This window comes from Pseudomonas sp. B21-023 (assembly GCF_024749165.1).
Taxonomy (GTDB): Bacteria; Pseudomonadota; Gammaproteobacteria; order Pseudomonadales; family Pseudomonadaceae; genus Aquipseudomonas.
This window is the reverse complement of sequence record NZ_CP087190.1, coordinates 2,382,050-2,407,781: the sequence shown is the minus strand read 5'-3', so window position 1 is coordinate 2,407,781 and position 25,732 is coordinate 2,382,050. Positions and strand designations below refer to the sequence as shown.

The window sequence follows — 25,732 nt, the reverse complement described above, 5'->3', positions numbered from 1 at the left end:
TGGATGCTCACAATTTCTGGAAGGTCGGGCTGAGCCGGCCGTGGGTGCTGTACAGCGTGACCGACACGGCCAGCAGCCCGAGGATGATCAACAGGTCGCGCAGGGACGCCTCGCGCAGCAGGGTCACCAGCAGCCAGCCGGCGCCGCTGACCGCCAGCAGCGCCGGCAACGGCCACAGCGGCATACGGTACGGATGCTCTCGGTCGCGGCGCAGTACCCGACTGCACAGGGCGCATGCGGCCACCACCAGGTAGATCAGCAGCAACAGCAGCACGGTGAACGAGGTCAGTTCCTCCAGGCTGCCGGACAGGCTCAGCAAGGCCGACGGCACGGCGAGGAACAGCGTGGCCAGCCACGGCGACTCCCAGCGCGGATGGATCAGGGTGAAGGCACGGTTGAGCGTGGGCGTCCAGATCGCGTCGCGCCCGCTGCTGTACACCACCCGGCCGACCTGGATGACAATGGCCACGATGGCGTTGAACACCGAGAGGAAGATCCCCGCGCTGACCAGCCGCGCCAGGGTCTCGTTGCCATGGGCGGTCAGCAGGTAGCCGATCGGATCGCCGCTGGCCAGCATCGCCTGCAGCGACGGCGCGCCGACCAGCAGCGCGGCCAGCGGGATCACCTCGATCGCCACCACCACCGCCAGTGACCACAGCACCGCCCGGTGCACAGTGCGGCCACGGTCCTTCATGTCTTCGGCCAGCAGCACAGCGCCACCATAGCCATTGAAGGCGAACAGCGCCATGCCCACCGCGCCCAGCACCAGTGCCCAGGGTGCCGCCGTCAGCACCCCTTGCTCGAGCATCTGCGGCTGCAACAGGCTCGCCGCCGGTTGGCTGGCATTGCCGAACCCCAGAATCACGATCACCAGCAGCGCGGCGACCTCGCAGAACAGGAACACCCCGGTGATCCAGGCATTCAGGCGGATGTTGAGAATACCCAGCGCATAGCTGGAGACGACGATCACCAGCGCCACGGTCTGGGTGTCGAAACGCGTGCCCAGGGCATTGTTCAGGTAGGTGGCGGCGCCACCTGCAAGCACTGGCGGAATGAACAGCATCGAGGCCAGCACGGTGAGAAAGGTGGCATAGCCCGCCAGCCCGCCGAACACGCGCTTGGCGTACACATACTCGCCGCCGGCAGAGCTGTGCGCGCGCCCCAGTTCGGCGTAGCACCAGGCGAACATCAACGCCAGCGCACCCGCCATGATGAAGGACAGAAACGCACCACTGCCGGCCTGTTGGATGGCGAACGGGGCAATGACGAACACGGAACTGGCCGGGGTCACCGCGGAAACAGTGATGGCGACCACGTCGAACACACCCAGGCGCTGCTTGAGCGCGCTTGCGGGCTCTTCGCTGGAGCTCATGGCGTTTTTCCTCTGATTGTTATTGGTTGTGAGGGGAAAACCGGTCGCGCGGCCGCTGGACCTGAGCCGGACTGTAGGCCTGGACAAGCCTTTGGCCAATTACCCTTAGGGGGTACGCCCCTTGACGGGGAGCGGGAAACCTCCCGAGACTGCGCAATCGCAGGTCGAAACTTGTGGGAGCGGGCTTGCCCCGCGATGACTCAGGGTTGCCTGATCCGACGCCATCGCGGGGCAAGCCCGCTCCCACGCACCCATTGCGATCGGGAAATCTGCGATATACCTGACCTGCAACTGGCGTAAGCCACGGGGGCCCATGCACCACCTGTTCACCGAAGCCAGCGCCCACGCGGGCCTTGCCCGCACCGTCGAGCAGATCGGCCAGCCGCGCTTCTGGCGCCAGTTGATCCTGCTGCTGCAGCAATGGCTGGCATTCGACAATGCCCTGGCGATGTTCTACCCCCGTACCGGGCTGCCCCGGGCACTGGAAATTTTCGACGCGCGGGGTGAAGGCAACCCCGAGGCCATGGCCCTGTACCTGAGTGGCCTGTATCAGCTCGACCCGTTCTACCAGGCCTGCCAGGAGCGCATCGGCGATGGCCTGCATCGCCTGGAAGAAGTGGCGCCGGACCAGTTCCGCCAGAGCGAGTACTACCTCAAGTACTTCCACGACCATGTCCTGGAGGACGAGGTGCAGTTCATCGTCCAGCTCGGCGACAGCGGCGCCCTGTCCCTGTCGCTGGGCCGGCGCGAACGGTTCGACAGCGCCAGCCACGGCCTGCTGGCGCTGGTATGTCCGTGGGTGGTCGCGCTGATGACCCAGCACTGGCAGCAGCACAGCCTGCGCCCGGCGCCAGCGGCGGGCATGGCCCACCAGGTGCGCGACGCCATGAGCCTGTTCGGTGCCAAGGTGCTGTCGGAGCGCGAGCTGGAGATCGCCCGGCTTATCCTGCGCGGTTATTCATCGAAAGCCATGGCCGAGCGGCTGGCCATTTCACCGGAGACCATCAAGGTGCACCGCCGGCACCTCTACGCCAAGCTGGACATCTCGTCGCAACCGGAGCTGTTCTCATTGTTTCTGCAATCGTTGGGGCACGATCCGCAGGACCCTTGAAAATGTCACTGGCGCAACCGCCCAAGTGCCTCCAGTACATGCCCGGTCGCCCGCTCCACCTCACCTTCGCGGCAGGCGATGCCCAGCTGGCGCCACAAACCTGGCCGCAGCGGCCGTTGGGCAATGCGCGCCTGCGGCTGACGCACCTCACCTTCCTGCGGCAGCAAGGTGGCGCCGTACCCGGCGGCCACCAGGCTCTTGATCGCATCGTTGTAGTTCAGCTCGATTCGCGGCTCGGGGTACAGCCCCGCCGTGGCGAACCACTCCGAGGTGACCCGCGACAGCTGGGTGGTGCTGTCGTTGAGAATCAGCGCCCTACCGGCCAGCCAAGCCGGGGTGACCCGCGCCGGCGGCTGCCAGTCGGCGGGCACGTAGGCCATGATCGGATCGCGCCGCCACGGCGTGATCCTCAAGCCCTTGCCCGCCACCTGCGGCAGCGCCACCAGGCCGATGTCCAGGGTGCCTTCGCGCAGACGCGCCAGGGAGGCCTGCGAGGTCAGCACCTGGACCTGCACGTCGATCCCGGGGTGGTCCACCCGCAGGGTTTCCAGGGCCTGGGGCAACAGGTGGGCGATGGCGCCGGTCGAGGCGCCGAGGCGCACCCGGCCGGTCAGGCCCTCGACCTGGCGGCGCACCTCGTCCAGCGCCTGGTCGGCATCGGCCAGCAGGCGCCGGGCGCGGGCCAGCAGCGTCGCGCCGACGGTCGTGGGGCGAACCTGGCCGCGCGTGCGGGTGAGCAATGGGGCACCGATGCGCGCCTCCAGTTCGGCCACATGCAGGCTGATGGTCGGGGGCGCCAGGTTGAGCTGGCGGGCAGCCTGCGCGAAGGACGCGCAGTCGGCGATCACCACCAGGGTGCGCAGGCGGTCGAGGCTGATTTCTCGCATGGGATCTCGCAGGAGCGGCTATCAATTCAGGATTACTGAACGTGGCCATCATGATATTCAAATTTTCTTTCGTCCAGTGAGCGGCGAGGATTAGCCATCACCCTCGTCACCGGATAATCGACATGCACCAACCCCTCGTCTTCATCGATGGCGACCAAGGCACCACCGGCCTGCAGATCCATGCCCGCCTGCAAGGCCGCGATGACTTGCGCCTGCTAACCCTGCCCGAGGCCGAGCGCAAGGACCCGGCCCGTCGCAGCGAGGCTATCAACAGCGCCGACATCGCCCTGCTCTGCCTGCCCGACGAAGCCGCCCGCGAGGCCGTGGCCACCCTGCGCAACCCGGCGGTGCGGGTGATCGACGCAAGCTCGGCGCACCGTACAGCTCCAGGCTGGGTCTACGGCCTGCCGGAGCTGAACGCCGAGCAGTCCGAGCGCATCGCCACGGCCACCCGGGTCAGCAACCCCGGCTGCTACCCCACCGGCGCCATCGCCCTGCTGCATCCGCTGGTCCAGGCCGGCCTGCTGCCCGCCGACTACCCGCTGAGCATCCATGCCATATCCGGCTACTCCGGCGGTGGCCGTGCCGCCGTCGAGCGCCATGAACGGCGCAGCGATGATTACCTGCCGACGCTGCAGCTGTACGGCCTGGAACTGGCCCACAAGCATGTGCCGGAGATCCAGCGACACGCCGGGCTCAGCGCAAGGCCGGTGTTCGTCCCTGGCTACGGCGACTACCGCCAGGGCATCGTGCTGAGCATCCCCCTGCAGTTGCGCCTGCTGCCCGGCGTCAGCGCCGAGCAGTTGCAAGCCTGCCTGGAACAACACTACCAGGGTGCCCGGCACGTGCAGGTCATGTCCCTGCACCAGCATGGCGCGGCCGCGGCGCTCGATCCGCAGGCGCTGAACGACAGCAATGACCTGCGCCTGGCCCTGTACGCCAACCCCGAGCACGGCCAGGTGCTGCTGACCGCGGTGTTCGACAACCTGGGCAAGGGCGCGTCGGGCGCCGCCGTGCAGAACCTCGACCTGATGCTGGCTGGGCTGCGCTAGCATCTGCGGGTAGAATGGACACCCGCCTCGTCCGGGGCGGGTGTTTCACACCTTGCCGGAGTTCCACCCGCGATGTTCATCCTCCGCCGCCTTGACGGCGTGCCGCCCGAATCCTTCCAGAACCAGATCCGCCAACTGGTGATCGACCATGTCGGTCAGCTCAGCAGCGTCGCCATCAGCCCGGACAACCCGCTGTACCCGCTGTACCAATATGGTGTCGGCCTGGAGGTGCACCAGTACCTGATGGCCCTGGACGGCAACCGCGGCCTGCGGGTCGAACTGACCCTCGCCCTGGATGCCGACGCGCCGGACCGGTTGCTCGGCTTTGCCCTGGTACTGCCGGCCCAGGACAACCCGCAAGCCTGCGCCCTCGCCTACCTCGCCGTGGACGCCAGCCACCGCCGCCAAGGCATCGCCCGTGGCCTGCTGGATGCCGTGCGTGGCCGCTATCCCTGTGTCGAGCTGAGCGCCTTTGCCCAGCAAGTGCCGTGGTTCGAGAACATGGGCCTGCAGGTAGTCGCCAGCGCCGGGCCGCAGGTATTGATGAGCAGTACCGGCAAGGCCAGCGACGCACTGATCGGGCGACTGGACATCGCGCCGATCTACCAGACCGTCGAGGTGCGGCAGATCCATGCCTACCTGCTCAAGCAGCAGGGCGAGGCGACGATGGTCGAGGCCGAACGGCTGCGCGACGCACGGTTGGATACGCTGGCCGAGCAAGCGAGGGCATGCGTCAGCGAACGCAAGCGCGTGCACTGAGGCGCCCCTCGGTTCAGCCCTTGATGGCTTTCTCGATGGCGGCGATATCGATCCTGCCCATCTGCAGCATCGCCTCGAACGCCCGCTTCGCCACGCCGCGATCGGCGCTGGCAACGGCCTCGGTGAGTATCCGTGGACTGATCTGCCAGGACAGGCCCCATTTGTCCTTGCACCAGCCACAGACACTTTCACTGCCACCATTGCCGACGATGGCGTTCCAGTAGCGGTCGGTCTCTTCCTGGCTGTCGGTCGCCACCTGGAACGAGAACGCCTCGCTGTGGCTGAACGCCTTGCCGCCGTTCAGGCCGATGCAGGGCACGCCCATCACGGTGAACTCGACGGTGATCACGTCGCCCGCCTTGCCCGAAGGGTAGTCGGCGGGCGCCTTGTGCACCGCGGTCACGCGGCTGTCGGGAAAGGTGCTGGCGTAGAAGTTCGCCGCGTCCTCGGCGTCGTTGTCGTACCACAGGCAAACGGTGTTCTTGGCGGTCATGGGCGCTCTCCCGGGCGGGTCTCACTGCCCACGAGTCTAGTCCCCGGATCCACCTGCCCTGGGCAAGCGCGATCAACGGCTGACCAGTCAGCTCCCCTGGCTCAGGAGGCGACCCGTGCGGCTTGCACGGCGTCAGCGTGGCGCTGGCTGAACGCCAGGTAGTAGCCGTTGCAATCGCGCACACCGAATTCACGCGAGCCATAGGCCGTGTCCTGCAATGGCCAGGCGATGTCCGCCTGCTCACGGACTTTGGCGTAGTAACCCTCGACGTCCTCGATCACCAGGTAGAAGGTGCCGGCGCAACCTGGCGCTTGCCGCCACAGGTCCTGCTCGGTGAAGAGCAGGCCTCCAGGTGCCCGCCGCAACCCTTACAGCGCCTATGAAATCGAGCGCCGCGCGGGCGGCGCTCGATTTCATAGGCGCAGAAGCCTTCGTGGCGAACACTTTGAAATAAACGCAGACAGCAACAAGGGTGCTGTATGCCGGGTTTGCTCGCCATCTGTGTCTAACGGCAATTGTCCGCCACGCCTAGGATCGAAGGCTGTAACCAAGGGAGCTGCCATGAACGAACTGCCCACCACCAGCGATTTTCCCGGGCTGGTCCTGCGCCGCTTGCTGCCGGGCGACCAGGCCATGGTCTGCGCCCAACGCGAGGCCATGTTCCTGGAGGCCGGTGGCGACCCTCTAAACCTGCAAACCATGACCGAACACTTCCGGCCCTGGCTGCAACCACGCCTGGCCGATGGTCGTTACTACGGGTTCGTGCTGCTGGATGACGAGCAGCCGGTGGCGGCCATCGGCCTGATGTCGATCGACTGGCCGCCGCACCCGGCGCATCCCTGTCACGACCAGCGCGGCTATGTGCTCAATGTCTACGTGGAACCTTCCCATCGCCGCCGGGGGCTGGCGTCGAAACTGATGCGTCTGGCCGAGGCAGAGTTCACCCGGCGCGGCCTGGGCTTTGCCGTCCTGCATGCCACCGAGGTGGGCCGCCCGGTCTACGCCGGCATGGGCTGGGCGCCTACCACGGAAATGGCCAAGCACCTCGGTTGAGCGCTCAAGTCAGCCGCGCAAGCGCCGATACCTCTCGTGCATCCGCCCTGATTGTGCGGTTACTCAAGGAAGATTCAAGTTGCGTTACAACCTCCCGGCCCTGCTGATCCTGTCGCTGTTCCTGTCACTCACAGGCTGCAATGGCCTGCCTCGCGCCACCACCGACAACGCCCCGCCACTGGGCCCGGTTCTGCCGGACAGCGAGGCGCGCAATGCCTGGATCGCCCAGGCGCTCGCCCGGGATCCGCTGGCCAGCCAGAACCGCCAACCAGCACCGCGCCAGAGCAATGCGCAGGTCGTCGCCAAGCTGCGCCAGAAGCGCGACCTTCAGCTGCCGGACGCCTACTGGACGCAATGGCAACGTAACCTCGATGCTTTCGATGCCGACACCCTGCGCCACAAGGAAGCGCAGCGTGCCCTTTACATCGCCACCTTCACCGATCAGCTCAAGCGCGTCGACGACCTCACTCTGCAACGCCTGGCCAACGCGCCCAACACATTGGACGCAGCCACTCGCGAGGACTGGAAGCTCCGCCTGATCGATCGTTACAGCCGCTACATCATCGACAGCGAAGTAAACCGCGACATCATCGACGCCCACCTGCAGCGCATGGCGCAGATGGACCGGCAGTACGGCGTCTGCGCCCTGGACAGCGACTGCTGGGACCGCCCACCCACGCCCTGATATTTGACGCTCGGTGGCCCAGCGTTCAAGGTTGTCGCACCCCATCGATCCGGAGTTCTCCATGCATTTCGACCTGATCCAGTCCCTGAGCCTGGCCGGCAAGACCGATGTGCCCAATGACGACCGCCTCGGCAGTGCCGACCGTCATGCCTGGGTGATCGACGGCGCCACCGACCTCGGCGCCCCAGGCCTGCTGGGTGAGCGCGGCGGCGCGGCCTGGCTCTCGGCCACGGCCCAGCGTGCCTTCGCCATGGCGTCGGGGCCGCTGCGGCAGGTCTGCGCGTCAGTCTTCGACTCGATCGCCCAGGCCTATCTGCAAGACCGCCAGCGTGAGCCCGTGGCCACCTGGGAGTTGCCACGTGCCGCCTTTGCCGCCGTGGCGCTGGAAGGCGAAGAGCTGGTCTGCGCGCACCTGGCCGACTGCGTGGTGCTGCACCGCAGCGCGCGCGGAATTCACTTCCTCACCCCGGAGCCCGACCGCGAGGCCGAGCGTGCCGAGGCTACGGCACTTGGCCCCGGCACCGGCGCCCATGGCGTGCGCACCCCAGCTGTGCTGGCTGACCGACGGGTAGCCCGTGAACGCCCCCGGGCCGTGCTAGGCATCGATGCCCAGTTGTCCCGGGAAGGGACGCTCTACAGTCGCGCTCCAGTGGCCCGAGGCGACGATATCCTGTTGATGAGCGACGGTTTCGCGGCGCTGTTCGACACCTACCGGGCCTACGACCCGGCCGGTTTCATCGAGCGCCTGCTGGCTCATGGCCTCGATGACCTGGCGCGCACGTTGCGCGGCATCGAGCACGACGATGCGGCCTGCCTGCGCTATCCGCGCTTCAAGATGAGCGACGACGCCTCGGCGATCTGGTTGCGGGTTGGTTAAGTCCCCGCGAGCCAGGCCAGGCGCTTGTGCAGAAAATAGCGGGTATGTCCAGGCGGGAAATCGGCAATCTCGCCAAAGACTTCGAACCCCAGCTTGCGGTAAAAGTCCGGCGCCTGGAAGCTGAAGGTGTCGAGCCAGATCCCGCCACAGCCCTTCTCCCTTGCCAGAGCCTCGGCCCTGGCCATCAGTTCACGCCCACAGCCCTGCCCGCGCATCCGCTCGGGCACCACCAGCAGTTCGACGAACATCCAACCCCCGCCGAGCCTGGCATAAAGGCCACCGACGATTTCATCGTTGGCAGGATCGCGTAGCGTCCAGGCGACAGTGGCCGCGCCGGGCGAGCCGATCACGCCATCGTTGAATGCGCGCAAGGGTTTTAGAATTGCATCGTGATGCAGGCTGGTCGCCTGGTCGGTGAAATCGATACCGAGTGTCATGGCAGGTCGTCCGGTTGACCATGGAGGGGCGGCGCCAAGCGCGCCGGGTTAAATTTGCTTGACGTTACATCAAGGCTTTACGTACAGAGCGTAACGCCAGAAACCTGTTTCCCTGCTATGGTAGCGCCCTTCTACCGGGCAGCAGGAAGCAAGTTGGGGATGGACCTCTTGAGAACTCTAGGCATGATTTTATTGGCCTGTGCTTGCGCTCCTACAATGGCGCACGAAACGAGTGATCCATTCGAAAGTGCGACGTATGGTACGACACTACTCCCCTTTATAATTGTTGGGGGGACCACGGCGCTGACGGTCTGGAATACCAATATGAAATCGGCAAAAGCCGACGCACTGGCGTTTATCGGTTCAGGTGGCGAGATACGGGGAGCTCAATTTGAGCAAGCTGTCCGGTACTACCATTCAGCCTACAGCCAACCTTATATGTCTGATGAGCAGCTGGCTCTTGCGATCGTAACTTCGATCTAGGCTCTGTATGAAAAGCCTTGAGACGAAGGTCAGGCAAGGCGAAAACAGCCGAGGAACGGTCGGAGTCGCGCCGACTTTACGGGTTGTAAATGAGCATTCCGACCGGGCTGGCGCACCAGGCTGTTTTCAACGCAGCATCACCGAGTATCAAGGCTTTTCATACAGAGCCTAAGAGCCCTGCGCCTTCACCTGGCAAATGCCGTTGGCCCGGTTCCTTCCGGTGTATGAGACGCTCGGGGAGCCGTCCGGGTTGATCGATAGCGAAATGGTCACTCCGCTGGCTTTGGCTTCGAAGTAGTTCTCGTTGAACTTCTTCAGTTTGCCCTCTTTGCCATTGATGTAGATCGGGCCGCCCTCGTCCGCGTGGACTTCAATTTTCCCAGGGCATGTTGCGTTCAGCAGTGGAATACCAGCCTGAGCCGCGCCTGACGCTACCAGCAAAGCCAACAGCAGTAATCGCTTCATCTCACGCGCCTTGAGTGGTTGATCAAGATCGAAGCAATAGCTCAAATCGGCGCTGCCCGCCAGCGTCTTCCCCACTTCAATGAATTCAGCGAGTGACTTGTCCGAGCTTGCCAAGGGGGAATCGGCAGTCATTGGTGCAGAATTGGTACCGGATTAAATTTCGTTCACGTTACGCCCTTTGGATATAAGGCATTCGACAGCCGTTCGGCCATACTCCAGAATGCAACGGTTTTTTGGGGGAAACCCTTGCACAGCCAACGACATACCAACATTTAGTGAGCCTCAACGTGAAAACTTCCCTGTCCATCCTCAGCCTGCTGCTGTTGCTCACAGGAACCGCGACCCTACCGTCGACCGCTGCTGCACAACCCCCGGCCCAGGTCCAGCGTGACCCGAGCAAACTGCACCTGGCGTCCGGCAGCGCCCTGTTGATCGACCTCAACACCAACAAGGAGCTGTATTCCAGCCACGCCGATCGCGTGCGCCCCATCGCCTCGGTCACCAAGTTGATGACCGCGATGGTCGTGCTCGACGCCAAGCTGCCCATGGACGAGATGCTCACCATGACCATCGCCAACAACCCGGAGATGAAAGGCGTGTATTCCCGGGTACGGCTGGGCAGCGAGCTGAACCGTCGCGAGACGTTGCTGATCACCCTGATGTCGTCGGAAAACCGTGCGGCCAACTCACTGGCCAACCACTACCCCGGTGGCTACGGCGCGTTTATCAAGGCGATGAACGCCAAGGCCCGCAGCCTGGGCATGAGCCACACCCGCTACGTCGAGCCGACCGGCCTGTCGACCTTGAACGTCTCCACCGCCCAGGACCTGGCCAAGCTGTTGATGGCCTCGCGCAAGTACCCGATGCTCAGCGAGCTGTCGGTCACCCGCGAAAAGACCGTGGCGTTCCGCAAGCCCAATTACACCCTGGGTTTCCGTAACACCGATCACCTGGTGAACAAGAGCAACTGGGACATCAAGCTGACCAAGACCGGCTTCACCAACGAGGCGGGGCACTGCCTGGTGCTGCTGACGAAGATGGACAACCGGCCGGTGGCCATGGTGATCCTCGACGCCTTCGGCAAGTACACCCACTTCGCCGACGCCAGCCGCATGCGCCAGTGGCTGGAAACCGGCAGTGCCAAGCCAGCGCCGGCGGTGGCCATGCAATACAAGAGCGAAAGACAGCGTGCGCGCCTGGCGCAGGACTGAAACGACAACGCCCCGCGCAAGCGGGGCGTTGTGGGATGAAACCGGGGGTTTTCAGGCCTGGGTGGATACCATGCCACCGGCACTGTTGCCGCCGGTCTTGGTCAGTGCATCAAGCAACTTCGCGGTCGCTGCCTGTATTTGCCCGCTCAAGGTGGCAATGCTCGACTGCTTGGCGAGAATCATCGTCGCTTTCGTGGTGTCGTCCATTTCCTGCGCGGCGATCTTCGCCAGCTGACGCTGCTCTTCGGCCATCTGCTTCTGCAATTGCCTGATCATCTCGCGCATTTGCTGAATGTACGACGGCTCGCCGCTACCCTCGTCATCCTCGGCCTTCTTTGCGCCGGCAGGCTTGCCTGATTCGCCGGTGCCTTTGAGGTCTACCGCGACAGTAGCCGGCGACTTCTCGTCTTCTTTGGCCTGCCCTTTGACCAGTTGCGTGGCGATGCCGCTGCTGACGTTGTTGATACCTACCATTCCTTTAATCCTCCACGGTGGGTCCTTTCAATGACTGGAGTATCGGCGCCACGCGCGCAAACTTGATGCTCGCCCACCGATAAATTTACCCGCCCGCCATTCGTCCACCTGATACCCGAGCCCTGCCCTAGCGCCCACCGCGCCGCCAGGCCGGAACCGATCAGCCCTGCAACGAGATGGCAATGACCAAGACCCGCTCCCGCAAAGCCTTGTACATCGGCCTGCCCCTGGCCCTGGTGGCCGCCCTGGGTGGAGCCGCCGGCTATTACTTCTGGAAACAGGACGGCGGCTACCCCCGTGCAATCGTGCAGCAGGCCAACGACCTGCATGAGCACATGCTCTCCTTCGACAGCCATGTCACCGTGCCGTTGGGCTACGGTAGCACCGGTTACGAAGCAGACAAGGACGGCCGTGGCCAGTTCGACCTGGCCAAGGCGGCCAAGGGCCGGCTGTCCGGCGCGGCGCTGACCGTCTTCGGCTGGCCGGAGCTGTGGAACGGCCCGAACGCGCCACACCGCCCCACCCCTGGCTTCATCGACGAGGCCCGCAACCAGCAGGAAGTGCGCTACAAGATCATCAGCGGCATTGTGCGCGACTTCCCCAACCAGGTCGGCATCGCTTACACACCGGACGACTTCCGACGCCTGAACGGCGAAGGCAAATTCGCCATCTTCATCAGCATGCTCAACGCCTACCCACTGGGCAGCGACCTGTCACAGCTCGACCTGTGGACCAAGCGCGGCATGCGCATGTTCGGCTTCAGCTACACCGGCAACAACGCCTGGGCCGATTCCTCACGGCCACTGCCATTCTTCAACGACACCCCCGACGCCTTCGGCGGCCTCTCGCCACTGGGCGAGCAGGCGGTCAAGCGGCTCAACGACCTGGGCGTGATCATCGATGTGTCGCAGATGTCCACCCTGGCCCTGGAAGATGTCGCCCGCCTGAGCCGCGCGCCGTTCGTGGCCTCGCATTCGGCACCACGGGCGCTGGTGGACATTCCGCGCAACCTGTCCGACAAAGAAATGCAACTGATCAAGGACAGCGGCGGCGTGCTTCAGGTGGTGGCCTTCACCACTTACCTCAAGCCCCTGAGCAAGCCGACCCTGGAAAAACTCGAAGCCCTGCGCGCACGCTTCGACCTGCAGCCATTGCAAGGCCTGACCAACGCACTGATGCCGGGCGACCCGATCATCGCCATCTGGCCGGAGGCGCGCTTCGGCGAATACGCCAGCAGCCTGTACGCCATCGTCGACGAGGAGCCTCGCGCCGGCCTCAAGGAGTATGTCGACGCCATCGACTACGCCGTGAAGAAGATGGGCATCGACCACGTCGGTATCAGCTCCGACTTCAACGATGGCGGCGGCGTTACTGGCTTCATGAACGTCGGCGAGATCCGCAACGTGACCGCCGAACTGCTGACCCGTGGCTATTCCGAAACCGATATTGCCAAGCTCTGGGCAGGCAACTTCCTGCGCGTCTGGGGGCAGGTGCAGAAAGCCGCCAACCCCGTGGCCCAGCTCGCCAATACCGCCCAGGAAACCCGCCATGACTGATCGGCGCGCCTTCCTCAAGCAGGCCGCCGCCCTGGCGGCCAGCCTGCCGTTGCTGCCAAGCGCCCTGGCCGCCACCGCCACCCCGGCGTCATTGCAGGGCCCGGACAAATGGCGTCAGTTGCGCCAACTGTTCCCCCTGGCGCCGGATGTCGCGCACTTCGCCAACTTCCTGATCACCGCCCACCCGCGGCCGGTACAGGATGCGATCAACCGCCACCGCGCCACCCTCGACCACAACCCTGCGGTGTGCATGGACTGGGAGAGCCAGTACGAATGGCAGCGCGAGGATGAGGTCCGCGAGTGGGCAGGCCGCTATCTGGACGTGCGTCCCCGACAGGTCGCCCTTACCGGCAGCACCACCGAGGGCCTGGGCATGATCTATGGCGGCCTGCACGTGGCGTCGCACCAGGAGATCCTGACCACCGAGCACGAGCACTACTCGACCCACAACTGCCTGGCCTTCCGTCAGCGCCAGCATGGCACCCAGGTGCGCAAGCTGCGCCTGTTCGACAAACCGGGCGACGTGTCCACCGACCGGGTGCTGAGCGTGATCGACCGCAGCATTCGCCCTGAAACCCGGGTGCTGGGCATGACCTGGGTGCATTCGGGCAGCGGCGTCAAGCTGCCGGTGGGCGCTATCGGCGAGCTGGTGCGCCAGCACAACCGCAACCGCGACGAGGCCGAGCGCATTGTCTACGTGGTCGATGGCGTGCATGGCTTCGGCGTGGAAAACGCCCGCTTCGCCGACTTCAACTGCGACTACTTCATCGCCGGCACCCACAAGTGGATGTTCGGCCCACGCGGGACCGGGATCATCTGCGCGGCGTCCGAGAAGATGCAGCACCTGACACCGACCTTCGCCACCTTTTCGCGCAACGAGGACTTTGGCACCATCATGACCCCGGGCGGGTACCACGCCTTTGAGCACCGCTGGGCGCTGGGCGAGGCCTTCAAGCTGCACCTGGAGCTGGGCAAGGCCGATGTCCAGGCGCGTATCCACCAGCTCAACGACTACCTCAAAGCGCGGCTCGCCGAACACCGCGCCGTGGAGCTGGTAACTCCGGCCAGCCGCGAGTTCTCCGCAGGCTTCACCTTCTTCCGCATCAAGGATCGCGATCCCGATGCCGTCGCCGCCTACCTGAACGCCAACAAGGTCATGGTCGATGCCGTGGATCGCGACGCAGGACCGGTGATCCGCTTCGCACCGAGCCTGCTCAACGACGAACAGCAGGTTGACCGGGCCATGGCTTTGCTGCGTACGCAGATCGGGTAAGCCTCGTCGCAGGCTCCACAGGGCTGCGTGGGAGCGGGCTTGCCCCGCGATCACCGGCCCCGCCGGTGCCATCCTGCATGCGCGCCATCGCGGGGCAAGCCCGCTCCCACTTTAACCGGCCACGTGCTCGCAGCTAGCGCAGCAACGCCTGGATCTGCTCGTGCAGGGTATCCAGGTCGAACGGCTTGGCCAGGATCGGCGCCTTGCGCGCGATCGGGCTGCCGGACTCGAGAATCTCCGCCGGGTAGCCGCTGATGAAGATCACCTTCAGGTCAGGCCGCAGTTTCACGGCAGGCTCGGCGATCTCCACCCCGGAAATCCCGCCCGGCAGGCGGAAATCGGTGACCATCAGGTCCAGGTGCGGCTTGCTGGCCAGGATCGCGAACGCCTGCTCGCCATCCTCGGCCACCAGCACGTGGTAGCCCTCGCCTGCCAGGTAATCGCGCAGGATCATGCGGATCGCCGACTCGTCCTCGACCACCAGTACCACGTCTTGTGCATCTTCACTCATGACAACGCCTTCGAATTCAATAGGTTGGCTATCAGACCGCAGCTTTACGCAGAGGTTGCCCGGGTCTGGTCACAGGCGTGCGGCAACACCGATAGCGGCAGCTGGACGGTGAACGTCGACCCTGCTCCAACCTGGCTGTGGACCTGGATCCGCCCGCCATGGGCGAGGATGATCTGCTCGGAAATGTACAGCCCCAGGCCCAGGCCGCCACTGGCCTGCTGCGCGGCGACACGCTCGAACTGCTGGAAGATCCGCTGCTGGTTCTGCGCATCGATGCCGATACCCTGGTCCTGCACCTGCACGCAGGCCATGGCATCCTCTTCGAACACCCGCACCTGCACAGGCTTGCGATTGCCGTAGCGCAAGGCGTTGGACAACAGGTTGGCCACCACCTGTTCAATCCGGAATTCGTCCCACTCGCCCTGCAAGGCATCGCAACGCTGCAGCTCGATGACGGTATCCACCGCGCTGGCCTGGGCGGCGAAGTTCTCCACCAGCCCGCGTACCAGCTGGCCAAGGTCGAAGGCGCGCGGCCGGATCGACAGCTTGCCGGTGCGAATCCGCGAGACATCGAGCATGTCCTCGACCAGGCGGATCAGGCTGTTGATCTGACGCTCGTCGCGCTCGACCATGGCCTTGAGCTTGTCCTCGCTGAACGCCGCGAGGTTGCCGCGGGACAGGTGCATGCGGCGCAACTGGGTTTCCAGGATCAGCCCGTTGAGTGGCGTACGCACCTCATGGGAGACGATCGACATGAAGTCGTCGCGCATGCGCACCGCCCGCTCCAGCTCGCCACGGGCCAGCTGCAACTGGTTGAGCAACAGTTCCTGCTCCTGGCGGCCCTGCTCCAAGGCCTGCAACTGACGGTCCAGCGCCTTGCGCTGACGGAACAGGTCGACAAACACCGACACCTTGCTCTTCACCGCCAGGGTTTCCAGTGGTTTGTGCAAGAAATCCACCGCCCCGCTCTCGTAACCCTTGAAGGCATAGTTCATCTCGCGCCCGGCGGCGCTGACGAAGACGATGGGGATGTTGCGGGTCTTCTCCATGCCGCGCATCAGCTCGGCCAGCTCGAAACCGTTCATGCCCGGCATCTGCACATCGAGAATGGCCAGGGCGAACTCGTGCTCGAGCAGGAGCGACAACGCCTCGTCGGCGGACTGGGCCTGGTACACCTCGCGGTCATCGCCGTGGAGCAGGGCGTCCAGAGCCAGCAGGTTTTCCGGCAGGTCGTCGACGATCAGCAGTTTCGCGGTGATGTGGCTTAGCATGCGCTGGGTTCCAGGGTAGCGAGCAACTGCCCGATACCGCTCAGGGAAAGAATATGGTCCGGGTCGTGCAGGGCCAGGGCGGCCTCCGGCATCAACGCGACCTGTGCTTCGCGGGGGTCCTGGACGACCGTCCGGCCACCGCTTTGTCTGATGTGCAAAAGCCCTCGGGCACCGTCTTCATTGGCCCCGGTGAGCAATACGCCGAGCAGCTCCGGGCCATAGGCGTCGGCGGCCGACTCGAAAAGAAAATCAATGGCCGGTCGCGAGAAATGCACCGGTTCCTCCTGGCTCAACGACAAGGTGCAATCACGCTCCACCGACAGGTGATAGCCCGGCCCCGCCACATAGATCAGCCCCGGCTCTATCCGCGCCTTGTCGAAGGCCTCGCGAACCGGGCGGCGCAGGCGGCGTTGCAGCACCTCGGCCAGCTGGCTGTGGCGATCATCGGGCAGGTGCAGCACGCACAACACCGGGATGGCAAAATCGTCGGGCAGCGCGCCGAGCACGCTGAACAGTGCCGACACGCCACCCGCCGAGGCGCCAATGACAATCGCACGCACGCTGTTCATGTCTTGCGGTAGATCCGCTCGGGCCGCACCAACGGCTCGAAACGCTCGCCGTAGGCCGAGAAGTCCACCGACTCCTTGCTGCCCAGCACCAGGAAACCGCGGTGGCACAGCGACTCGTGGAACAGCCCCAGGGCACGGTCCTGCAGGCCCTTGTTGAAGTAGATCAACACATTGCGGCACGACACCAGTTGCGTCTCGGAGAACACGCTGTCAGTGGCCAGGCTGTGATCGGCGAAGGTCACGTTGTCACGCAGGCTGGCGTCCATGATGGCGTTGCCATAGGCGCTGGTGTAGTACTCGGAAAAGTCGCGCCGGCCTCCGGCCTTGCGGTAGTTCTCTTCGTACTCACGCATGCTCTGCATCGAGTAGATGCCCTGCTTGGCCCGCTCCAACGAGTGTGGATTGATGTCGGTGGCATAGAGGATGGTGCGCTCGAGCAGGCCTTCCTCGCGCAGCAGGATGGCCATGGAGTACACCTCCTCGCCGGTGCTGCAACCGGCGATCCAGATCTTCAGCGACGGCCAGGTGCGCAGCAGCGGCACCACTTCGTTGCGCAGTGCCAGGAAGTGCCCGGGGTCGCGGAACATCTCGCTGACCGGGATCGTCAGGTACTGCAGCAGCTCGAGGAACATGCCCGGGTCGTGCAGCACCCGCTCCTGCAACGACGATACCGTGCGGCAGTCGAACTGGCGCACGGCATGGAGGATCCGGCGCTTGATCGAGGCGCCGGAGTAATCGCGAAAATCGTAGCTGTACTTGAGGTAGATCGCCTCGATCAGCAGCCGGATCTCGATATCTGTATTGCGTTCACTGGTCAAGATTTCAGATTCGCTCCAATTGCGGCAGCCAGACCCGGATCAGCGAGAACAGGCGGTCCAGCTCGATCGGTTTGGCCAGGTAGTCGTTGGCCCCAGCCTGCAGGCAACGCTGCTGGTCGTCCTTCATCGCCTTGGCGGTCACGGCGATGATCGGCAGCTTGCGCCAGCGCGGTTGCTGGCGGATCAGCCGGGTCGCCTCGTAGCCGTCCATTTCCGGCATCATCACGTCCATCAGCACCAGGTCGATGTCGTCGTTGGCTTCCAGGCATTCTATGGCCTCACGCCCGTTGCGCCCGATCTCGACGATGGCGCCCTTGTGTTCCAGGGCGCTGGTCAGGGCGAAGATATTGCGCACGTCATCGTCCACCAGCAGGATCTTGCGCCCCTCGAACACCTTGTCGCGGCTGCGGGCGGTCTTGAGCATGCGCTGGCGTTCGTTGGACAGCTGCGACTCGACCTTGTGCAGGAACAGCGTCACCTCGTCGAGCAAGCGCTCGGGCGAACGCGCGCCCTTGATGATGATCGAACGCGAATACTTGAGCAGGTCGGCCTCCTCCTCGCGGGTGAGGTTGCGCCCGGTGTAGACGATCACCGGCGGGAAGCTGCGAATGTCTTCGGCAGTCATGCGCTTGAGCAGCTCATTGCCGAGCATGTCGGGCAGCTTGAGGTCGATGATCATGCAGTCGTAGATGTTCTCGCGCAGCAGCGCCAGGGCGTCCTGGGCCATGGCTACGGCAGTGATCTGGATATCGTCGTCGCCGATCAGGCGGGCGATGCTCTCGCGCTGCAGGTCGTCGTCCTCCACCAGCAGGATATGCTTGAGCTTCTGCGTGAGCTTGGCCTCCAGACGACCGAACACTGCCTTGAGTTCCTCGCGGCTGGTGGGCTTGACCGCGTAGCCCACCGCACCCATGTGCATGGCAGCCTCGACCCGGTCCTCGACCGAAATGATATGCACCGGAATGTGCCGGGTACTAGCCTGCTCCTTCAGGCGCTGCAGCACGGTGAGCCCGGAATGGTCAGGCAGGCGCATGTCCAGCAGGATAGCGTCGGGCAAGTACTGGGCGGCCAGCTCGAAGCCCTCGTCGGCGGCATGGGCAACCAGGCAGCTGTAACCCAGCTCGTGGGCCAGGTCGAAGAGAATGCGGGCGAAATTCGGCTCGTCCTCGATCACCAGGATGCAGCGGTTGCCGAACGGCGCCCTCTCGCGGTCATCGGCAAAGGCCGGGGTCGGACGCTCGCTGCGCACGGGTGTCGGCACTGGCGGTGGCGGCGGCAGTTCGTCGACCGCCGGGCGAAGGCTGTGCACCTCGACCTGCTGCGCGGAGGGCTCGAAGTGCTCGGGCAGGATCAGGCTGAACACGCTGCCCTGCCCCGGGCTGCTGTCGACATTGATCTGTCCGCCAAGCAGGTGGGCCAGGTCACGGGAGATGGACAAGCCCAGGCCCGTGCCGCCATAGCGCCGGTTGCTGGTGCCATCGACCTGGTGGAAGGCGCCGAAGATCGCCTGCTGCTGGTCGGCGGCAATGCCGATGCCGGTGTCGCGCACCGCGAAGACGATGCCCAGGCCCGTCTGGTGGCTGATGCGCAGGCTGACCTGGCCGCGCTCGGTGAACTTGATGGCGTTGGACAGCAGGTTCTTGAGAATCTGTTCCAGGCGCTGACGGTCGGTGAACAGGGACGCCGGCAACGGCTGCTCCAGCTGCACGGCGAAGGACAGGCCCTTGTCCTGCGCCAACGGCCGGAACATGCCCTGCAGGCCTTCGACCAGGCGCTCCAGCGGGGTGCTTTCGGCGCGCACTTCCAGCTTGCCGGCCTCGACCTTGGCGATGTCGAGAATATCGTTGATCAGGTTGAGCAAGTCGTTGCCAGCCGAATAGATCGACTCGGCGAATTTCACCTGCTCCTCGCTGAGATTGCCTTCGGCGTTCTCGGCCAGCAGCTTGGCCAGGATCAACGAGCTGTTGAGCGGCGTGCGCAGTTCATGGGACATGTTGGCAAGGAACTCGGACTTGTACTTGCTCGAGCGCTGCAGGTCGTCGGCGCGGGCCTGCAATTCGACCTGGGCCTGGTTCAGCTCGCTGTTCTTGCGGTCCAGGGCCTCGGTGCGCTCGGCCAGTTGCTCATTGGTCTGCTCAAGTTCGGCCTGCTGGGTCTCCAGGTGGGCCTGGGATTCCTTGAGCACCCGCGACTGCTCCTCGAGCTCCTCGTTGGCGGTCTTGAGCTCCTCCTGCTGCACCTGCAGTTCTTCGTTGAGCTGCTGGGTCTCGGCCAGCACTTCCTGCAGGCGCTGGCGATAGCGGGCGCTTTCGATGGAGATGCCCAGGTTTTCGGCGACTCGCTGCAGCAATTCCACGTCGCGCTCTTGCAGTGGACGCAGGAATCCCAGCTCCAGCACGCCGTTGACCCGCCCATCGTCCTGCGACGGCACCACCACGCCGCTGCGCGGCAAGCCACGGCCCAGGCCCGAGCTCAGGCGATAGTAGTCCTCCGGCAGTTCGTCCAGGCGCAACAGCCGCGCCTGGGCCACCGCCTCGCCCAGCAGGCCGGCATGATCGCCCACGCGCGGTTCGCTGCCCTGCTGTTCGGCATCCAGACCATAGGTGGCGACCCGCACCAGCTGGCCATGTTCATCGCGCACATACAGCGCACCGACCACACTGCCCAGGTAGCCGGCGAAAAAGCGCAGGATATTGTCGCCGAGCATTGGCAGCGTCAGTTGACCCAGCACCTGCTCGGCCAGCTGGGTCTGCCCGGCGCGCAGCCAGGCCTGTTGTTCCAGGCGCTCGGCGGCGCGTTGCTGGGCTTCCAGGTTCTCGACATAGCTCGATGACAAGGCCAGCAGGTCACGCCGCCCCAGGTAGGCGAGCAACGCGCTCAGGGCTACGATGAACAGCACGAACGCCGAGATCGCGGTCATGGTGACCGTGCTGACCGTCTCGTTGCGCGTCGTGCGCAGTTGCTGCTCGGTGTTGATGAAGGTCTCGAACTCCTTGCGGATCTCGTCGGTCAGGCGCTTGCCGCGGCCACGGCCAATCGACGACACCACATCACCCTGCTGGCTGCGCCGCTGGCTGATGACTTCGTTGCCGAAGGTGTTCCACTCGCGCTGCAGCGCCGCAATGCGGTCGATGCGGTCGACTTGCTGAGGGTTGTCGGCCACCATTCCCCGCAGGCTGTCCAGGCTGCCGAAGATGCGTGGCTTTGCCACTTCATAGGGGTCAAGGAAACGCTCTTCGCCTGTCAGCAGATAGCCGCGCATGCCGGTTTCCATGTCGATCGACAGCTTGATCGTCTCGTTGGCATTGCCGATCACCCGATCGGTGTGCTCGACCCACTGCATGGCCGAAAGCAGGTAGTAGATCACCGCGACAAAGGCAACGGCGCCCAGTAGCCCCACTCCCAGGGGCAGGCCGACGTTGCGGCTCAGCAGTTTGCGAAAACTGCGTTGGTCCATCGAGGCTGCTTGAATCATGTGAAAGTGCCCGAGCGAAATAAATCCATTGAACAGACCGGCGTCTACATCGTGTAAGGGTTGCCCTGCGCCAGACCGACCGCGAATACAGCGAGTCTAACCAGCTTTCGCGGAACTGGCAGGGCATTTAGCCAGTATTTGAAGCCTGTCTGTGGCAATCGTTCCATCTATTTGTCCATGCCGTTAAGCTTGGGAACTTCTGCCATGGCCCTGCGCACAGAGTAGAGACAATCCATCGAAACAGGATCCACACAATGCACCTTCTGGTAGTCGAAGACGACGACATCGTTCGCATGCTGATAGTCGAAGTGCTCGACGAACTGGGCTATGCCGCCATCGAGGCCGACAGCGCTGCCGCGGCCCTGAAGATCATCGAGGACCCCAGGCAACCGCTGGCGCTGTTGATGACCGACGTGGGGTTGCCCGACCTGCGCGGCGAGGAACTGGCGGCCAAGGCCCGGGAAAGCCGACCGGCATTACCGGTGCTGTTTGCCAGTGGCTACGCCGAGAGCTTCAACGTGCCCCCGGGCATGCACCTGATCGGCAAGCCGTTCAGCATCGACCAGTTGCGCGACAAAGTGCTGGAGATTCTCGGCGCACCGTTAACCCGCTGAAGGGGCCAGGCTAGCCCCGCCAGGCACCGACGCCATTGTGTCAGGGATAGAGTGGCCGCTTTGCGGCCCATCGCCGGCAAGCCGGCACCCACGGGAACCGTGCAATGCCAAGGCCAACTGAAATAATTTGAACGTCTCGCGCCTTTAGGCTTCAAATCTTCGAGGTATGCCTCTTTCGTCGGAAAGCCACCATGAAGATGCCCTGTCGTGCCCCTTGCGCTTGCCTGGAGCTGGATTTCGTCCGCGATACCCTGTTCGGCCCAGTGGCCCAGCGCGCCATGTGTCAGGTCCAGTTGGCCGCCCTCAGCCTGCAGGGCCGCCCCGCGCTGCGCCTGCATATCGAGCCACCGCTACCCGGCAAGGTGGAGAAGGCGCACAGCGTCGCCTTCGCCTGGGAGGGGCGCAATTATCGGGGCGTGGTCCGTGAACACGTCAAATGCGGCGACGGCGGCATCAATCTGCTGCTCGAGCTGCAATGACCTCAGGCAATCGCCTTGCGGCCCCCCGGCGGGGCATCACGTTGTGCCTTGACCCGACTCACAAGGCCCAGCAGGTCGTGGCAGGTATTGAGGCTGGCAATCGGCACGTCCGTCACGGTAAGGCAATCGTCCAGGCTCGAGCCCTGGCCCAGACGAATGGTGAGGTGCTCGCCGTCCGCACAGCTCACCTCGCAGCGGTCGGGCAGGCAGGCCTGTTCGATCATCTGCCGCATCTCAAGCATCGAAACGCCAATCAACGACATGGTACGACCCTCTCTTGTACTGGATGGCCTGTTGGGTGTGGTACGCCCTCGACGGGCAGGATGCCAATTGAGATTGCCCATGAAGAGGCGCAGGTCCATTCGCCCCAGTGATGACAACGCCTCAATGCCTCTAGCACCTTAGTGGAAGAAACCGCTGGCCGGGCAACGTTCGGTCGTCTTCACACTGCAGGCGACGGGCGGTCAGCACTACATCCTTGCCAGTTCCTCACGGCAGAATTCCACGAACAACTGCGCCGGTTTGGTCAGTTGCACACGCTTGAGGTGCGCCGCCGCCAACCCCGACAGCGTCACTGGCTCGGCAATCGCCAGCGTCACCAGGCGCTGCCCGTCGTAGGTGAATTCCGAGTGCGGCCGGGTGACCAGCAGCGAGAAACCGAAGCCCTGCCCCACCATGCCCCGGACCATCTCGATCGACGGCGAACTGAAGACGATGTTCGGCGTCAGCCCCAGTTCGTTGAACAGGCTGACGAAGTAGGTGCGACTGGGCGCCACGTCGAGCAGGATCATCGGCTCGGGACACAGGTCACGCAACGACACCTGGGCCTGGCCGGCGAAGCGGTGCTTTTCCGGCAGCAGCACATAGGGTTTCTGTGGCGGCATCAGCGGCTCGGTCTCGATGGTGCCGTCCAGGTCATGGTCATAGAGAAACGCCAGGTCGAAGGTACCGGCCGTCAGCCCCTGGATCAGGTCCTGTTGCTCGCCGTCACGCAGGCGGATGTCCACCCCTGGGTAGCGCTCGCGAAAGCCTGCGATCAGCCGCGGCAAATACAGCGGCGCCACGGTCTCGAAGCAGCCGATGTCGATCTGCCCGGCCACCGTGTCGTTATCGGCCAGGGCGTTCTGCTCGAACTCGTGGGCCATCTGCAACAGGGACCGGGTCTTGGCGTAGAAACGCTTGCCGCTGGGCGTCAGTGACACGCCCTGGGCGTGATGGCGTATGAACAGCTGCACGCCGAAGCTCTCTTCCAGGCTCTTGATCGCCGTGGAGATCGAAGGCTGGGCGATGTACAACTGGCGCGAGGCCTCGGCGACGCTGCCGGCCTCCACGGTGGTGACGAAGTACTTCAGTTGGCGCAAGGTGTAGGAAGCCACGCTGACCTCTCTGGCGCCGTGGGCGGCGCGCGGGATTTTCCTGTCAGCTTACCTCGCCTTGAGGCGCGCGGGCGGATCACCCAGGCAAGGATTTACCTGGGGGTTGAGCAGCATTTTCCGTGGCGGCCCTAGTGTGGTGTTTTGCAAATACGACCAATAAAAAGCGCCGCGAGTTATGGTCGTTATTTGTGAAACACCACACTAACCATGCAGGGTCAAACCGCCTGTAGCGGAATATCGCCACCACTGCCTTTCCCGTCGCGTCGCTCGCTCATCCAGTCATTGACCTTCTGCCCGAACTCGGCCGGCGCCTTGCGCCCGAACCGCCGCGCCAGGTCGAGGATGGTCTGCTGGGCCAGCGCCTCCTCCATGCGTTTCTGCGCCCCCAGCATCACCGCGTGGATCGCACAGGTGCCCTCGGTCGCCCAGCCCGGCGCCGAACCCTCGAACACCGCGCAGCGCTCGCGGATCTCCCGGCAATCGAAGAGCTTCTTCGGCCCATCGATGGCCGTGACGATATCCAGCACGGTGATTTCGTCGGAAGGCCGCGCCAGGTGAAACCCGCCGCGCACGCCTTCGGTCGCGGCCACCAGCCCGGCCCGGGCGAGCTTGGTAAAGACCTTGGCCAGGTACTCCTGGGGCACCCCCTGCAGCTCGGCCAGGTCGCGCACGCTGGACTCGCGGCTGTCGCCACGCTCGTCCACCAGGAACAGCAGGCAGTGGATGCCGTACTCGACGCCTGCACTGTAGAGGGACATATGAATCTCCGACTGACTTTGTCGCAAATAGTACGCCCTTCAGCGCTGGCAAGCAAAGCCGGGCGTAGCCGCCCGTCGTCGGACTGGCCGATCAAGACCCCGCTTTACGCCAGCAAACACAAGGTATCTGCGCGTTTCATGGCGGTTGGCGAACAACCCGATGCGTAAAAAACACTTGCCGGATTAAACTACGACCAATACAGTCGTAGTTATTCGGCAAGCAGCACATGCTTCGTCGAAGCCCTTTCCTACCTTGCGGAGCACCTTCATGACCTCTCGTATCCTGATCATCGGTGCCGGCTTTGCCGGTGTCTGGAGCGCCCTGAGCGCCGCCCGCCTGCTCGACCAGGCCCAGCGCGGCGACGTGCGCATCAGTGTGCTGGCCCCGCAGCCGCAATTGCGGATTCGCCCACGCTTCTACGAAGCCGACGTGCACAGCTTGCAGGCGCCATTGGAGGCGCTGTTCGACGTGGTGGGCGTGGAGTTCATCCACGGCATCGCCGATACCATCGACAGCGACGCCCGCCAGGTCAGCTATCGCGACACCGACGGCCGCCAGCACCAGCTCGCCTACGATCGCCTGATCCTCGCCGCCGGCAGCCAAGTGGCCCGCCCTGCCGTCCCAGGCCTGGCCGAGCACACCTTCGATGTCGACCAGATCGAGTCGGCCACTCGCCTGGAGCAGCACCTGCACAGTTTGGCCACCCTGCCCGCCTCCCCGGCGCGCAACACCGTGGTGGTGTGCGGCGGTGGCTTCACCGGTATCGAAACGGCCACCGAGCTGCCATCCCGGCTGCGCGCCATCCTCGGCGCAGGCCAGGCCCGTGTGGTGCTGATCGACCGTGGTCCCAGCATCGGCGCCGCACTCGGCGCCGGGATCACCCCGGCCATCGTCAGCGCCAGCGAGCAGGCCGGGGTGCAATGGCTGACGGGCACCTCGGTGGTGGCGGTGGATGCGGGAGGCGTGACCCTGGACAACGGCGAATACATCGCCAGCAAGACCGTGATCTGGACCGTGGGGGTCAAGGCCAGCCCGCTGACCGTCCAGATCGCAGGCGAGCGTGACAGCCTGGGCCGCCTGAAAGTCGACGGTCACCTGAAAGTCGTTGGCCAGGACTACATCTACGCCACCGGCGATGTCGCCTGCGCCGCCGTCGATGACAAGGGCAACCACGCGCTGATGACCTGCCAGCACGCCATTCCCATGGGCCGCCATTCTGGCAACAACGCCATGGCCGACCTGCTCGGTGTAGAGCCGGTGATCTATCGCCAGCCCAAGTACGTCACCTGCCTGGACCTGGGAGAATGGGGCGCGGCCTACAGCGAAGGCTGGGAACGCGAACTGCACCTGCAGGGCCAGGACGGCAAGCATCTCAAGCGCCAGATCAACACGGTGTGGATCTATCCCCCGGCAGCGGATCGCGCCCAGGCACTGGCGGCTGCCGACCCATCAATCCCGATCGTTGCATGATCATAAAAGGGCCGCTCTGCGGCCCTTTTTGCGACGGAATGAATACTAATGGTCAGCAAGTGACGACATACCGGGGGAGTCGAGCTTTGATTGAACGACTGGTCAAAAATAGTGGCACTGTGTCATCATCCTGAAAAAACAACATGAACCGTGAGGATATAACCCTTTCGCAGTGCATCGAGAGCCCTACCAGCCGAGCCCG

At 64.3% G+C, this 25,732-nt stretch carries 28 protein-coding genes; 13 read left to right on the top strand and 15 right to left on the bottom strand.

The features are described from left to right. Positions 1 to 7 precede the first annotated feature (7 nt). Positions 8 to 1,372, bottom strand: a complete 1,365-nt coding sequence (locus LOY42_RS10925; protein WP_139670453.1) for an APC family permease — start codon at positions 1,370 to 1,372, stop codon at positions 8 to 10. Positions 1,373 to 1,685: 313 nt separating this feature from the next. Between LOY42_RS10925 and LOY42_RS10920 the strand changes: the two genes are divergently transcribed. Next, positions 1,686 to 2,483, top strand: a complete 798-nt coding sequence (locus LOY42_RS10920; RefSeq protein ID WP_139670451.1) for a helix-turn-helix transcriptional regulator — start codon at positions 1,686 to 1,688, stop codon at positions 2,481 to 2,483. Between the two features lie 5 nt (positions 2,484 to 2,488). Here LOY42_RS10920 and LOY42_RS10915 read toward each other — a convergent pair whose 3' ends face one another. After that, positions 2,489 to 3,370 carry a LysR family transcriptional regulator gene (locus LOY42_RS10915; RefSeq protein WP_102682397.1) on the bottom strand — a complete coding sequence of 294 codons (882 nt, stop codon included), beginning with the start codon at positions 3,368 to 3,370 and terminating at the stop codon, positions 2,489 to 2,491. A gap of 122 nt (positions 3,371 to 3,492) precedes the next feature. Between LOY42_RS10915 and argC the strand changes: the two genes are divergently transcribed. Both argC and LOY42_RS10905 read left to right on the top strand, forming a co-directional pair. Continuing rightward, positions 3,493 to 4,422: an N-acetyl-gamma-glutamyl-phosphate reductase gene (gene argC, locus LOY42_RS10910; protein WP_139670449.1), complete on the top strand. Its 930-nt coding sequence runs from the start codon at positions 3,493 to 3,495 to the stop codon at positions 4,420 to 4,422. Between the two features lie 72 nt (positions 4,423 to 4,494). Continuing rightward, on the top strand, positions 4,495 to 5,181 hold the full coding sequence (locus LOY42_RS10905; protein ID WP_102682395.1) for a GNAT family N-acetyltransferase: 687 nt from the start codon (positions 4,495 to 4,497) through the stop codon (positions 5,179 to 5,181). 13 nt (positions 5,182 to 5,194) lie between these two features. On the opposite strand, the gene LOY42_RS10900 is transcribed toward LOY42_RS10905, so the two are convergent. Both LOY42_RS10900 and LOY42_RS10895 read right to left on the bottom strand, forming a co-directional pair. Next, positions 5,195 to 5,674, bottom strand: coding sequence for a VOC family protein (locus LOY42_RS10900; protein ID WP_139670445.1), 480 nt, complete (start codon positions 5,672 to 5,674; stop codon positions 5,195 to 5,197). A gap of 101 nt (positions 5,675 to 5,775) precedes the next feature. After that, complete coding sequence (locus tag LOY42_RS10895) at positions 5,776 to 6,039, bottom strand: glyoxalase/bleomycin resistance/extradiol dioxygenase family protein (RefSeq protein ID WP_258600594.1); 264 nt, start codon at positions 6,037 to 6,039, stop codon at positions 5,776 to 5,778. 196 nt (positions 6,040 to 6,235) lie between these two features. Between LOY42_RS10895 and LOY42_RS10890 the strand changes: the two genes are divergently transcribed. The 3 genes from LOY42_RS10890 (at position 6,236) to LOY42_RS10880 (ending at position 8,289) form a co-directional block, all read left to right on the top strand. Continuing rightward, the gene (locus LOY42_RS10890) at positions 6,236 to 6,727 is read left to right on the top strand and encodes a GNAT family N-acetyltransferase (RefSeq protein WP_139670444.1); all 492 of its coding nucleotides are present in this window, start codon (positions 6,236 to 6,238) and stop codon (positions 6,725 to 6,727) included. 79 nt (positions 6,728 to 6,806) lie between these two features. Further along, positions 6,807 to 7,412, top strand: a complete 606-nt coding sequence (locus LOY42_RS10885; RefSeq protein ID WP_258600592.1) for a hypothetical protein — start codon at positions 6,807 to 6,809, stop codon at positions 7,410 to 7,412. Between the two features lie 61 nt (positions 7,413 to 7,473). Continuing rightward, positions 7,474 to 8,289 carry a protein phosphatase 2C domain-containing protein gene (locus tag LOY42_RS10880; RefSeq protein WP_102682391.1) on the top strand — a complete coding sequence of 272 codons (816 nt, stop codon included), beginning with the start codon at positions 7,474 to 7,476 and terminating at the stop codon, positions 8,287 to 8,289. Here LOY42_RS10880 and LOY42_RS10875 read toward each other — a convergent pair. Continuing rightward, complete coding sequence (locus LOY42_RS10875; RefSeq protein ID WP_110699658.1) at positions 8,286 to 8,726, bottom strand: N-acetyltransferase; 441 nt, start codon at positions 8,724 to 8,726, stop codon at positions 8,286 to 8,288. The genes LOY42_RS10880 and LOY42_RS10875 overlap by 4 nt on opposite strands. A 117-nt stretch (positions 8,727 to 8,843) precedes the next feature. On the opposite strand from LOY42_RS10875, the gene LOY42_RS26450 reads away from it, so the two are divergent. Then, positions 8,844 to 9,209, top strand: a complete 366-nt coding sequence (locus LOY42_RS26450) for a DUF2388 domain-containing protein (RefSeq protein ID WP_305955888.1) — start codon at positions 8,844 to 8,846, stop codon at positions 9,207 to 9,209. 168 nt (positions 9,210 to 9,377) lie between these two features. Here LOY42_RS26450 and LOY42_RS10865 read toward each other — a convergent pair whose 3' ends face one another. After that, on the bottom strand, positions 9,378 to 9,674 hold the full coding sequence (locus LOY42_RS10865; RefSeq protein ID WP_198754278.1) for a hypothetical protein: 297 nt from the start codon (positions 9,672 to 9,674) through the stop codon (positions 9,378 to 9,380). A 287-nt stretch (positions 9,675 to 9,961) separates the two neighbouring features. Between LOY42_RS10865 and pbpG the strand changes: the two genes are divergently transcribed. Beyond that, positions 9,962 to 10,885: a D-alanyl-D-alanine endopeptidase gene (gene pbpG, locus LOY42_RS10860; protein WP_046857753.1), complete on the top strand. Its 924-nt coding sequence runs from the start codon at positions 9,962 to 9,964 to the stop codon at positions 10,883 to 10,885. Positions 10,886 to 10,936: 51 nt separating this feature from the next. Here pbpG and LOY42_RS10855 read toward each other — a convergent pair whose 3' ends face one another. Further along, positions 10,937 to 11,359, bottom strand: coding sequence for a hypothetical protein (locus LOY42_RS10855; protein WP_258600588.1), 423 nt, complete (start codon positions 11,357 to 11,359; stop codon positions 10,937 to 10,939). Positions 11,360 to 11,541: 182 nt separating this feature from the next. On the opposite strand from LOY42_RS10855, the gene pvdM reads away from it, so the two are divergent. Beyond that, on the top strand, positions 11,542 to 12,915 hold the full coding sequence (gene pvdM / locus LOY42_RS10850) for a pyoverdine-tailoring dipeptidase-like protein PvdM (protein ID WP_046855255.1): 1,374 nt from the start codon (positions 11,542 to 11,544) through the stop codon (positions 12,913 to 12,915). Beyond that, complete coding sequence (locus LOY42_RS10845) at positions 12,908 to 14,188, top strand: aminotransferase class V-fold PLP-dependent enzyme (RefSeq protein WP_258600579.1); 1,281 nt, start codon at positions 12,908 to 12,910, stop codon at positions 14,186 to 14,188. Before pvdM ends, LOY42_RS10845 begins: the two co-directional genes overlap by 8 nt. A gap of 133 nt (positions 14,189 to 14,321) precedes the next feature. On the opposite strand, the gene LOY42_RS10840 is transcribed toward LOY42_RS10845, so the two are convergent. From LOY42_RS10840 to LOY42_RS10820, 5 genes are read right to left on the bottom strand one after another with little or no spacing between them, the layout of a single operon-like run. Continuing rightward, the gene (locus LOY42_RS10840; RefSeq protein ID WP_258600578.1) at positions 14,322 to 14,699 is read right to left on the bottom strand and encodes a response regulator; all 378 of its coding nucleotides are present in this window, start codon (positions 14,697 to 14,699) and stop codon (positions 14,322 to 14,324) included. A 44-nt stretch (positions 14,700 to 14,743) separates the two neighbouring features. Continuing rightward, positions 14,744 to 15,970, bottom strand: a complete 1,227-nt coding sequence (locus LOY42_RS10835; protein WP_258600577.1) for a hybrid sensor histidine kinase/response regulator — start codon at positions 15,968 to 15,970, stop codon at positions 14,744 to 14,746. Then, positions 15,964 to 16,539 (bottom strand): chemotaxis protein CheB, encoded by a 576-nt coding sequence (locus LOY42_RS10830; protein WP_139670441.1) that lies wholly within the window; start codon positions 16,537 to 16,539, stop codon positions 15,964 to 15,966. Before LOY42_RS10830 ends, LOY42_RS10835 begins: the two co-directional genes overlap by 7 nt. Next, positions 16,536 to 17,357, bottom strand: coding sequence for a protein-glutamate O-methyltransferase CheR (locus tag LOY42_RS10825; RefSeq protein WP_111532454.1), 822 nt, complete (start codon positions 17,355 to 17,357; stop codon positions 16,536 to 16,538). Before LOY42_RS10825 ends, LOY42_RS10830 begins: the two co-directional genes overlap by 4 nt. Before the next feature lie 4 nt (positions 17,358 to 17,361). Beyond that, entirely contained in the window at positions 17,362 to 20,832 is a 3,471-nt protein-coding gene (locus LOY42_RS10820) for a response regulator (RefSeq protein WP_258600574.1), read from the bottom strand. 254 nt (positions 20,833 to 21,086) lie between these two features. Here LOY42_RS10820 and LOY42_RS10815 point away from each other — a divergent pair, with 254 nt between their 5' ends. Together LOY42_RS10815 and LOY42_RS10810 are read left to right on the top strand one after the other, a co-directional pair. Beyond that, a complete protein-coding gene (locus LOY42_RS10815; RefSeq protein ID WP_139670439.1) occupies positions 21,087 to 21,446 on the top strand; it encodes a response regulator in 360 nt (119 codons plus the stop codon). A gap of 191 nt (positions 21,447 to 21,637) precedes the next feature. Beyond that, a complete protein-coding gene (locus LOY42_RS10810; protein WP_102682381.1) occupies positions 21,638 to 21,925 on the top strand; it encodes a hypothetical protein in 288 nt (95 codons plus the stop codon). A 2-nt stretch (positions 21,926 to 21,927) separates the two neighbouring features. Here LOY42_RS10810 and LOY42_RS10805 read toward each other — a convergent pair whose 3' ends face one another. The 3 genes from LOY42_RS10805 to LOY42_RS10795 all read right to left on the bottom strand — a co-directional run bounded on the left by LOY42_RS10805 (position 21,928) and on the right by LOY42_RS10795 (position 24,059). After that, complete coding sequence (locus tag LOY42_RS10805; protein WP_258600571.1) at positions 21,928 to 22,188, bottom strand: DUF1652 domain-containing protein; 261 nt, start codon at positions 22,186 to 22,188, stop codon at positions 21,928 to 21,930. Positions 22,189 to 22,395: 207 nt separating this feature from the next. Beyond that, complete coding sequence (locus LOY42_RS10800) at positions 22,396 to 23,301, bottom strand: LysR family transcriptional regulator (protein ID WP_046855246.1); 906 nt, start codon at positions 23,299 to 23,301, stop codon at positions 22,396 to 22,398. A gap of 215 nt (positions 23,302 to 23,516) precedes the next feature. Continuing rightward, positions 23,517 to 24,059: an Rrf2 family transcriptional regulator gene (locus LOY42_RS10795; protein ID WP_139670436.1), complete on the bottom strand. Its 543-nt coding sequence runs from the start codon at positions 24,057 to 24,059 to the stop codon at positions 23,517 to 23,519. A gap of 268 nt (positions 24,060 to 24,327) precedes the next feature. On the opposite strand from LOY42_RS10795, the gene LOY42_RS10790 reads away from it, so the two are divergent. Continuing rightward, positions 24,328 to 25,530, top strand: coding sequence for an NAD(P)/FAD-dependent oxidoreductase (locus tag LOY42_RS10790; RefSeq protein ID WP_139670434.1), 1,203 nt, complete (start codon positions 24,328 to 24,330; stop codon positions 25,528 to 25,530). The last annotated feature ends 202 nt before the right edge of the window (positions 25,531 to 25,732 follow it).

Coding starts and splice junctions, on each gene's coding strand:
- LOY42_RS26450 (WP_305955888.1), top strand. CDS start 8,844: ATGGTAGCGCCCTTCTACCGGGCAGCAGGAAGCAAGTTGGGGATGGAC.
- LOY42_RS10845 (WP_258600579.1), top strand. CDS start 12,908: ATGACTGATCGGCGCGCCTTCCTCAAGCAGGCCGCCGCCCTGGCGGCC.
- LOY42_RS10890 (WP_139670444.1), top strand. CDS start 6,236: ATGAACGAACTGCCCACCACCAGCGATTTTCCCGGGCTGGTCCTGCGC.
- LOY42_RS10925 (WP_139670453.1), bottom strand. CDS start 1,372: ATGAGCTCCAGCGAAGAGCCCGCAAGCGCGCTCAAGCAGCGCCTGGGT.
- LOY42_RS10790 (WP_139670434.1), top strand. CDS start 24,328: ATGACCTCTCGTATCCTGATCATCGGTGCCGGCTTTGCCGGTGTCTGG.
- LOY42_RS10820 (WP_258600574.1), bottom strand. CDS start 20,832: ATGATTCAAGCAGCCTCGATGGACCAACGCAGTTTTCGCAAACTGCTG.
- LOY42_RS10810 (WP_102682381.1), top strand. CDS start 21,638: ATGAAGATGCCCTGTCGTGCCCCTTGCGCTTGCCTGGAGCTGGATTTC.
- LOY42_RS10855 (WP_258600588.1), bottom strand. CDS start 11,359: ATGGTAGGTATCAACAACGTCAGCAGCGGCATCGCCACGCAACTGGTC.
- LOY42_RS10905 (WP_102682395.1), top strand. CDS start 4,495: ATGTTCATCCTCCGCCGCCTTGACGGCGTGCCGCCCGAATCCTTCCAG.
- LOY42_RS10805 (WP_258600571.1), bottom strand. CDS start 22,188: ATGTCGTTGATTGGCGTTTCGATGCTTGAGATGCGGCAGATGATCGAA.
- LOY42_RS10865 (WP_198754278.1), bottom strand. CDS start 9,674: ATGAAGCGATTACTGCTGTTGGCTTTGCTGGTAGCGTCAGGCGCGGCT.
- LOY42_RS10830 (WP_139670441.1), bottom strand. CDS start 16,539: ATGAACAGCGTGCGTGCGATTGTCATTGGCGCCTCGGCGGGTGGCGTG.
- LOY42_RS10880 (WP_102682391.1), top strand. CDS start 7,474: ATGCATTTCGACCTGATCCAGTCCCTGAGCCTGGCCGGCAAGACCGAT.
- LOY42_RS10915 (WP_102682397.1), bottom strand. CDS start 3,370: ATGCGAGAAATCAGCCTCGACCGCCTGCGCACCCTGGTGGTGATCGCC.
- LOY42_RS10835 (WP_258600577.1), bottom strand. CDS start 15,970: ATGCTAAGCCACATCACCGCGAAACTGCTGATCGTCGACGACCTGCCG.
- argC (WP_139670449.1), top strand. CDS start 3,493: ATGCACCAACCCCTCGTCTTCATCGATGGCGACCAAGGCACCACCGGC.
- LOY42_RS10815 (WP_139670439.1), top strand. CDS start 21,087: ATGCACCTTCTGGTAGTCGAAGACGACGACATCGTTCGCATGCTGATA.
- pvdM (WP_046855255.1), top strand. CDS start 11,542: ATGACCAAGACCCGCTCCCGCAAAGCCTTGTACATCGGCCTGCCCCTG.
- LOY42_RS10875 (WP_110699658.1), bottom strand. CDS start 8,726: ATGACACTCGGTATCGATTTCACCGACCAGGCGACCAGCCTGCATCAC.
- LOY42_RS10920 (WP_139670451.1), top strand. CDS start 1,686: ATGCACCACCTGTTCACCGAAGCCAGCGCCCACGCGGGCCTTGCCCGC.
- LOY42_RS10900 (WP_139670445.1), bottom strand. CDS start 5,674: ATGACCGCCAAGAACACCGTTTGCCTGTGGTACGACAACGACGCCGAG.
- LOY42_RS10795 (WP_139670436.1), bottom strand. CDS start 24,059: ATGTCCCTCTACAGTGCAGGCGTCGAGTACGGCATCCACTGCCTGCTG.
- LOY42_RS10840 (WP_258600578.1), bottom strand. CDS start 14,699: ATGAGTGAAGATGCACAAGACGTGGTACTGGTGGTCGAGGACGAGTCG.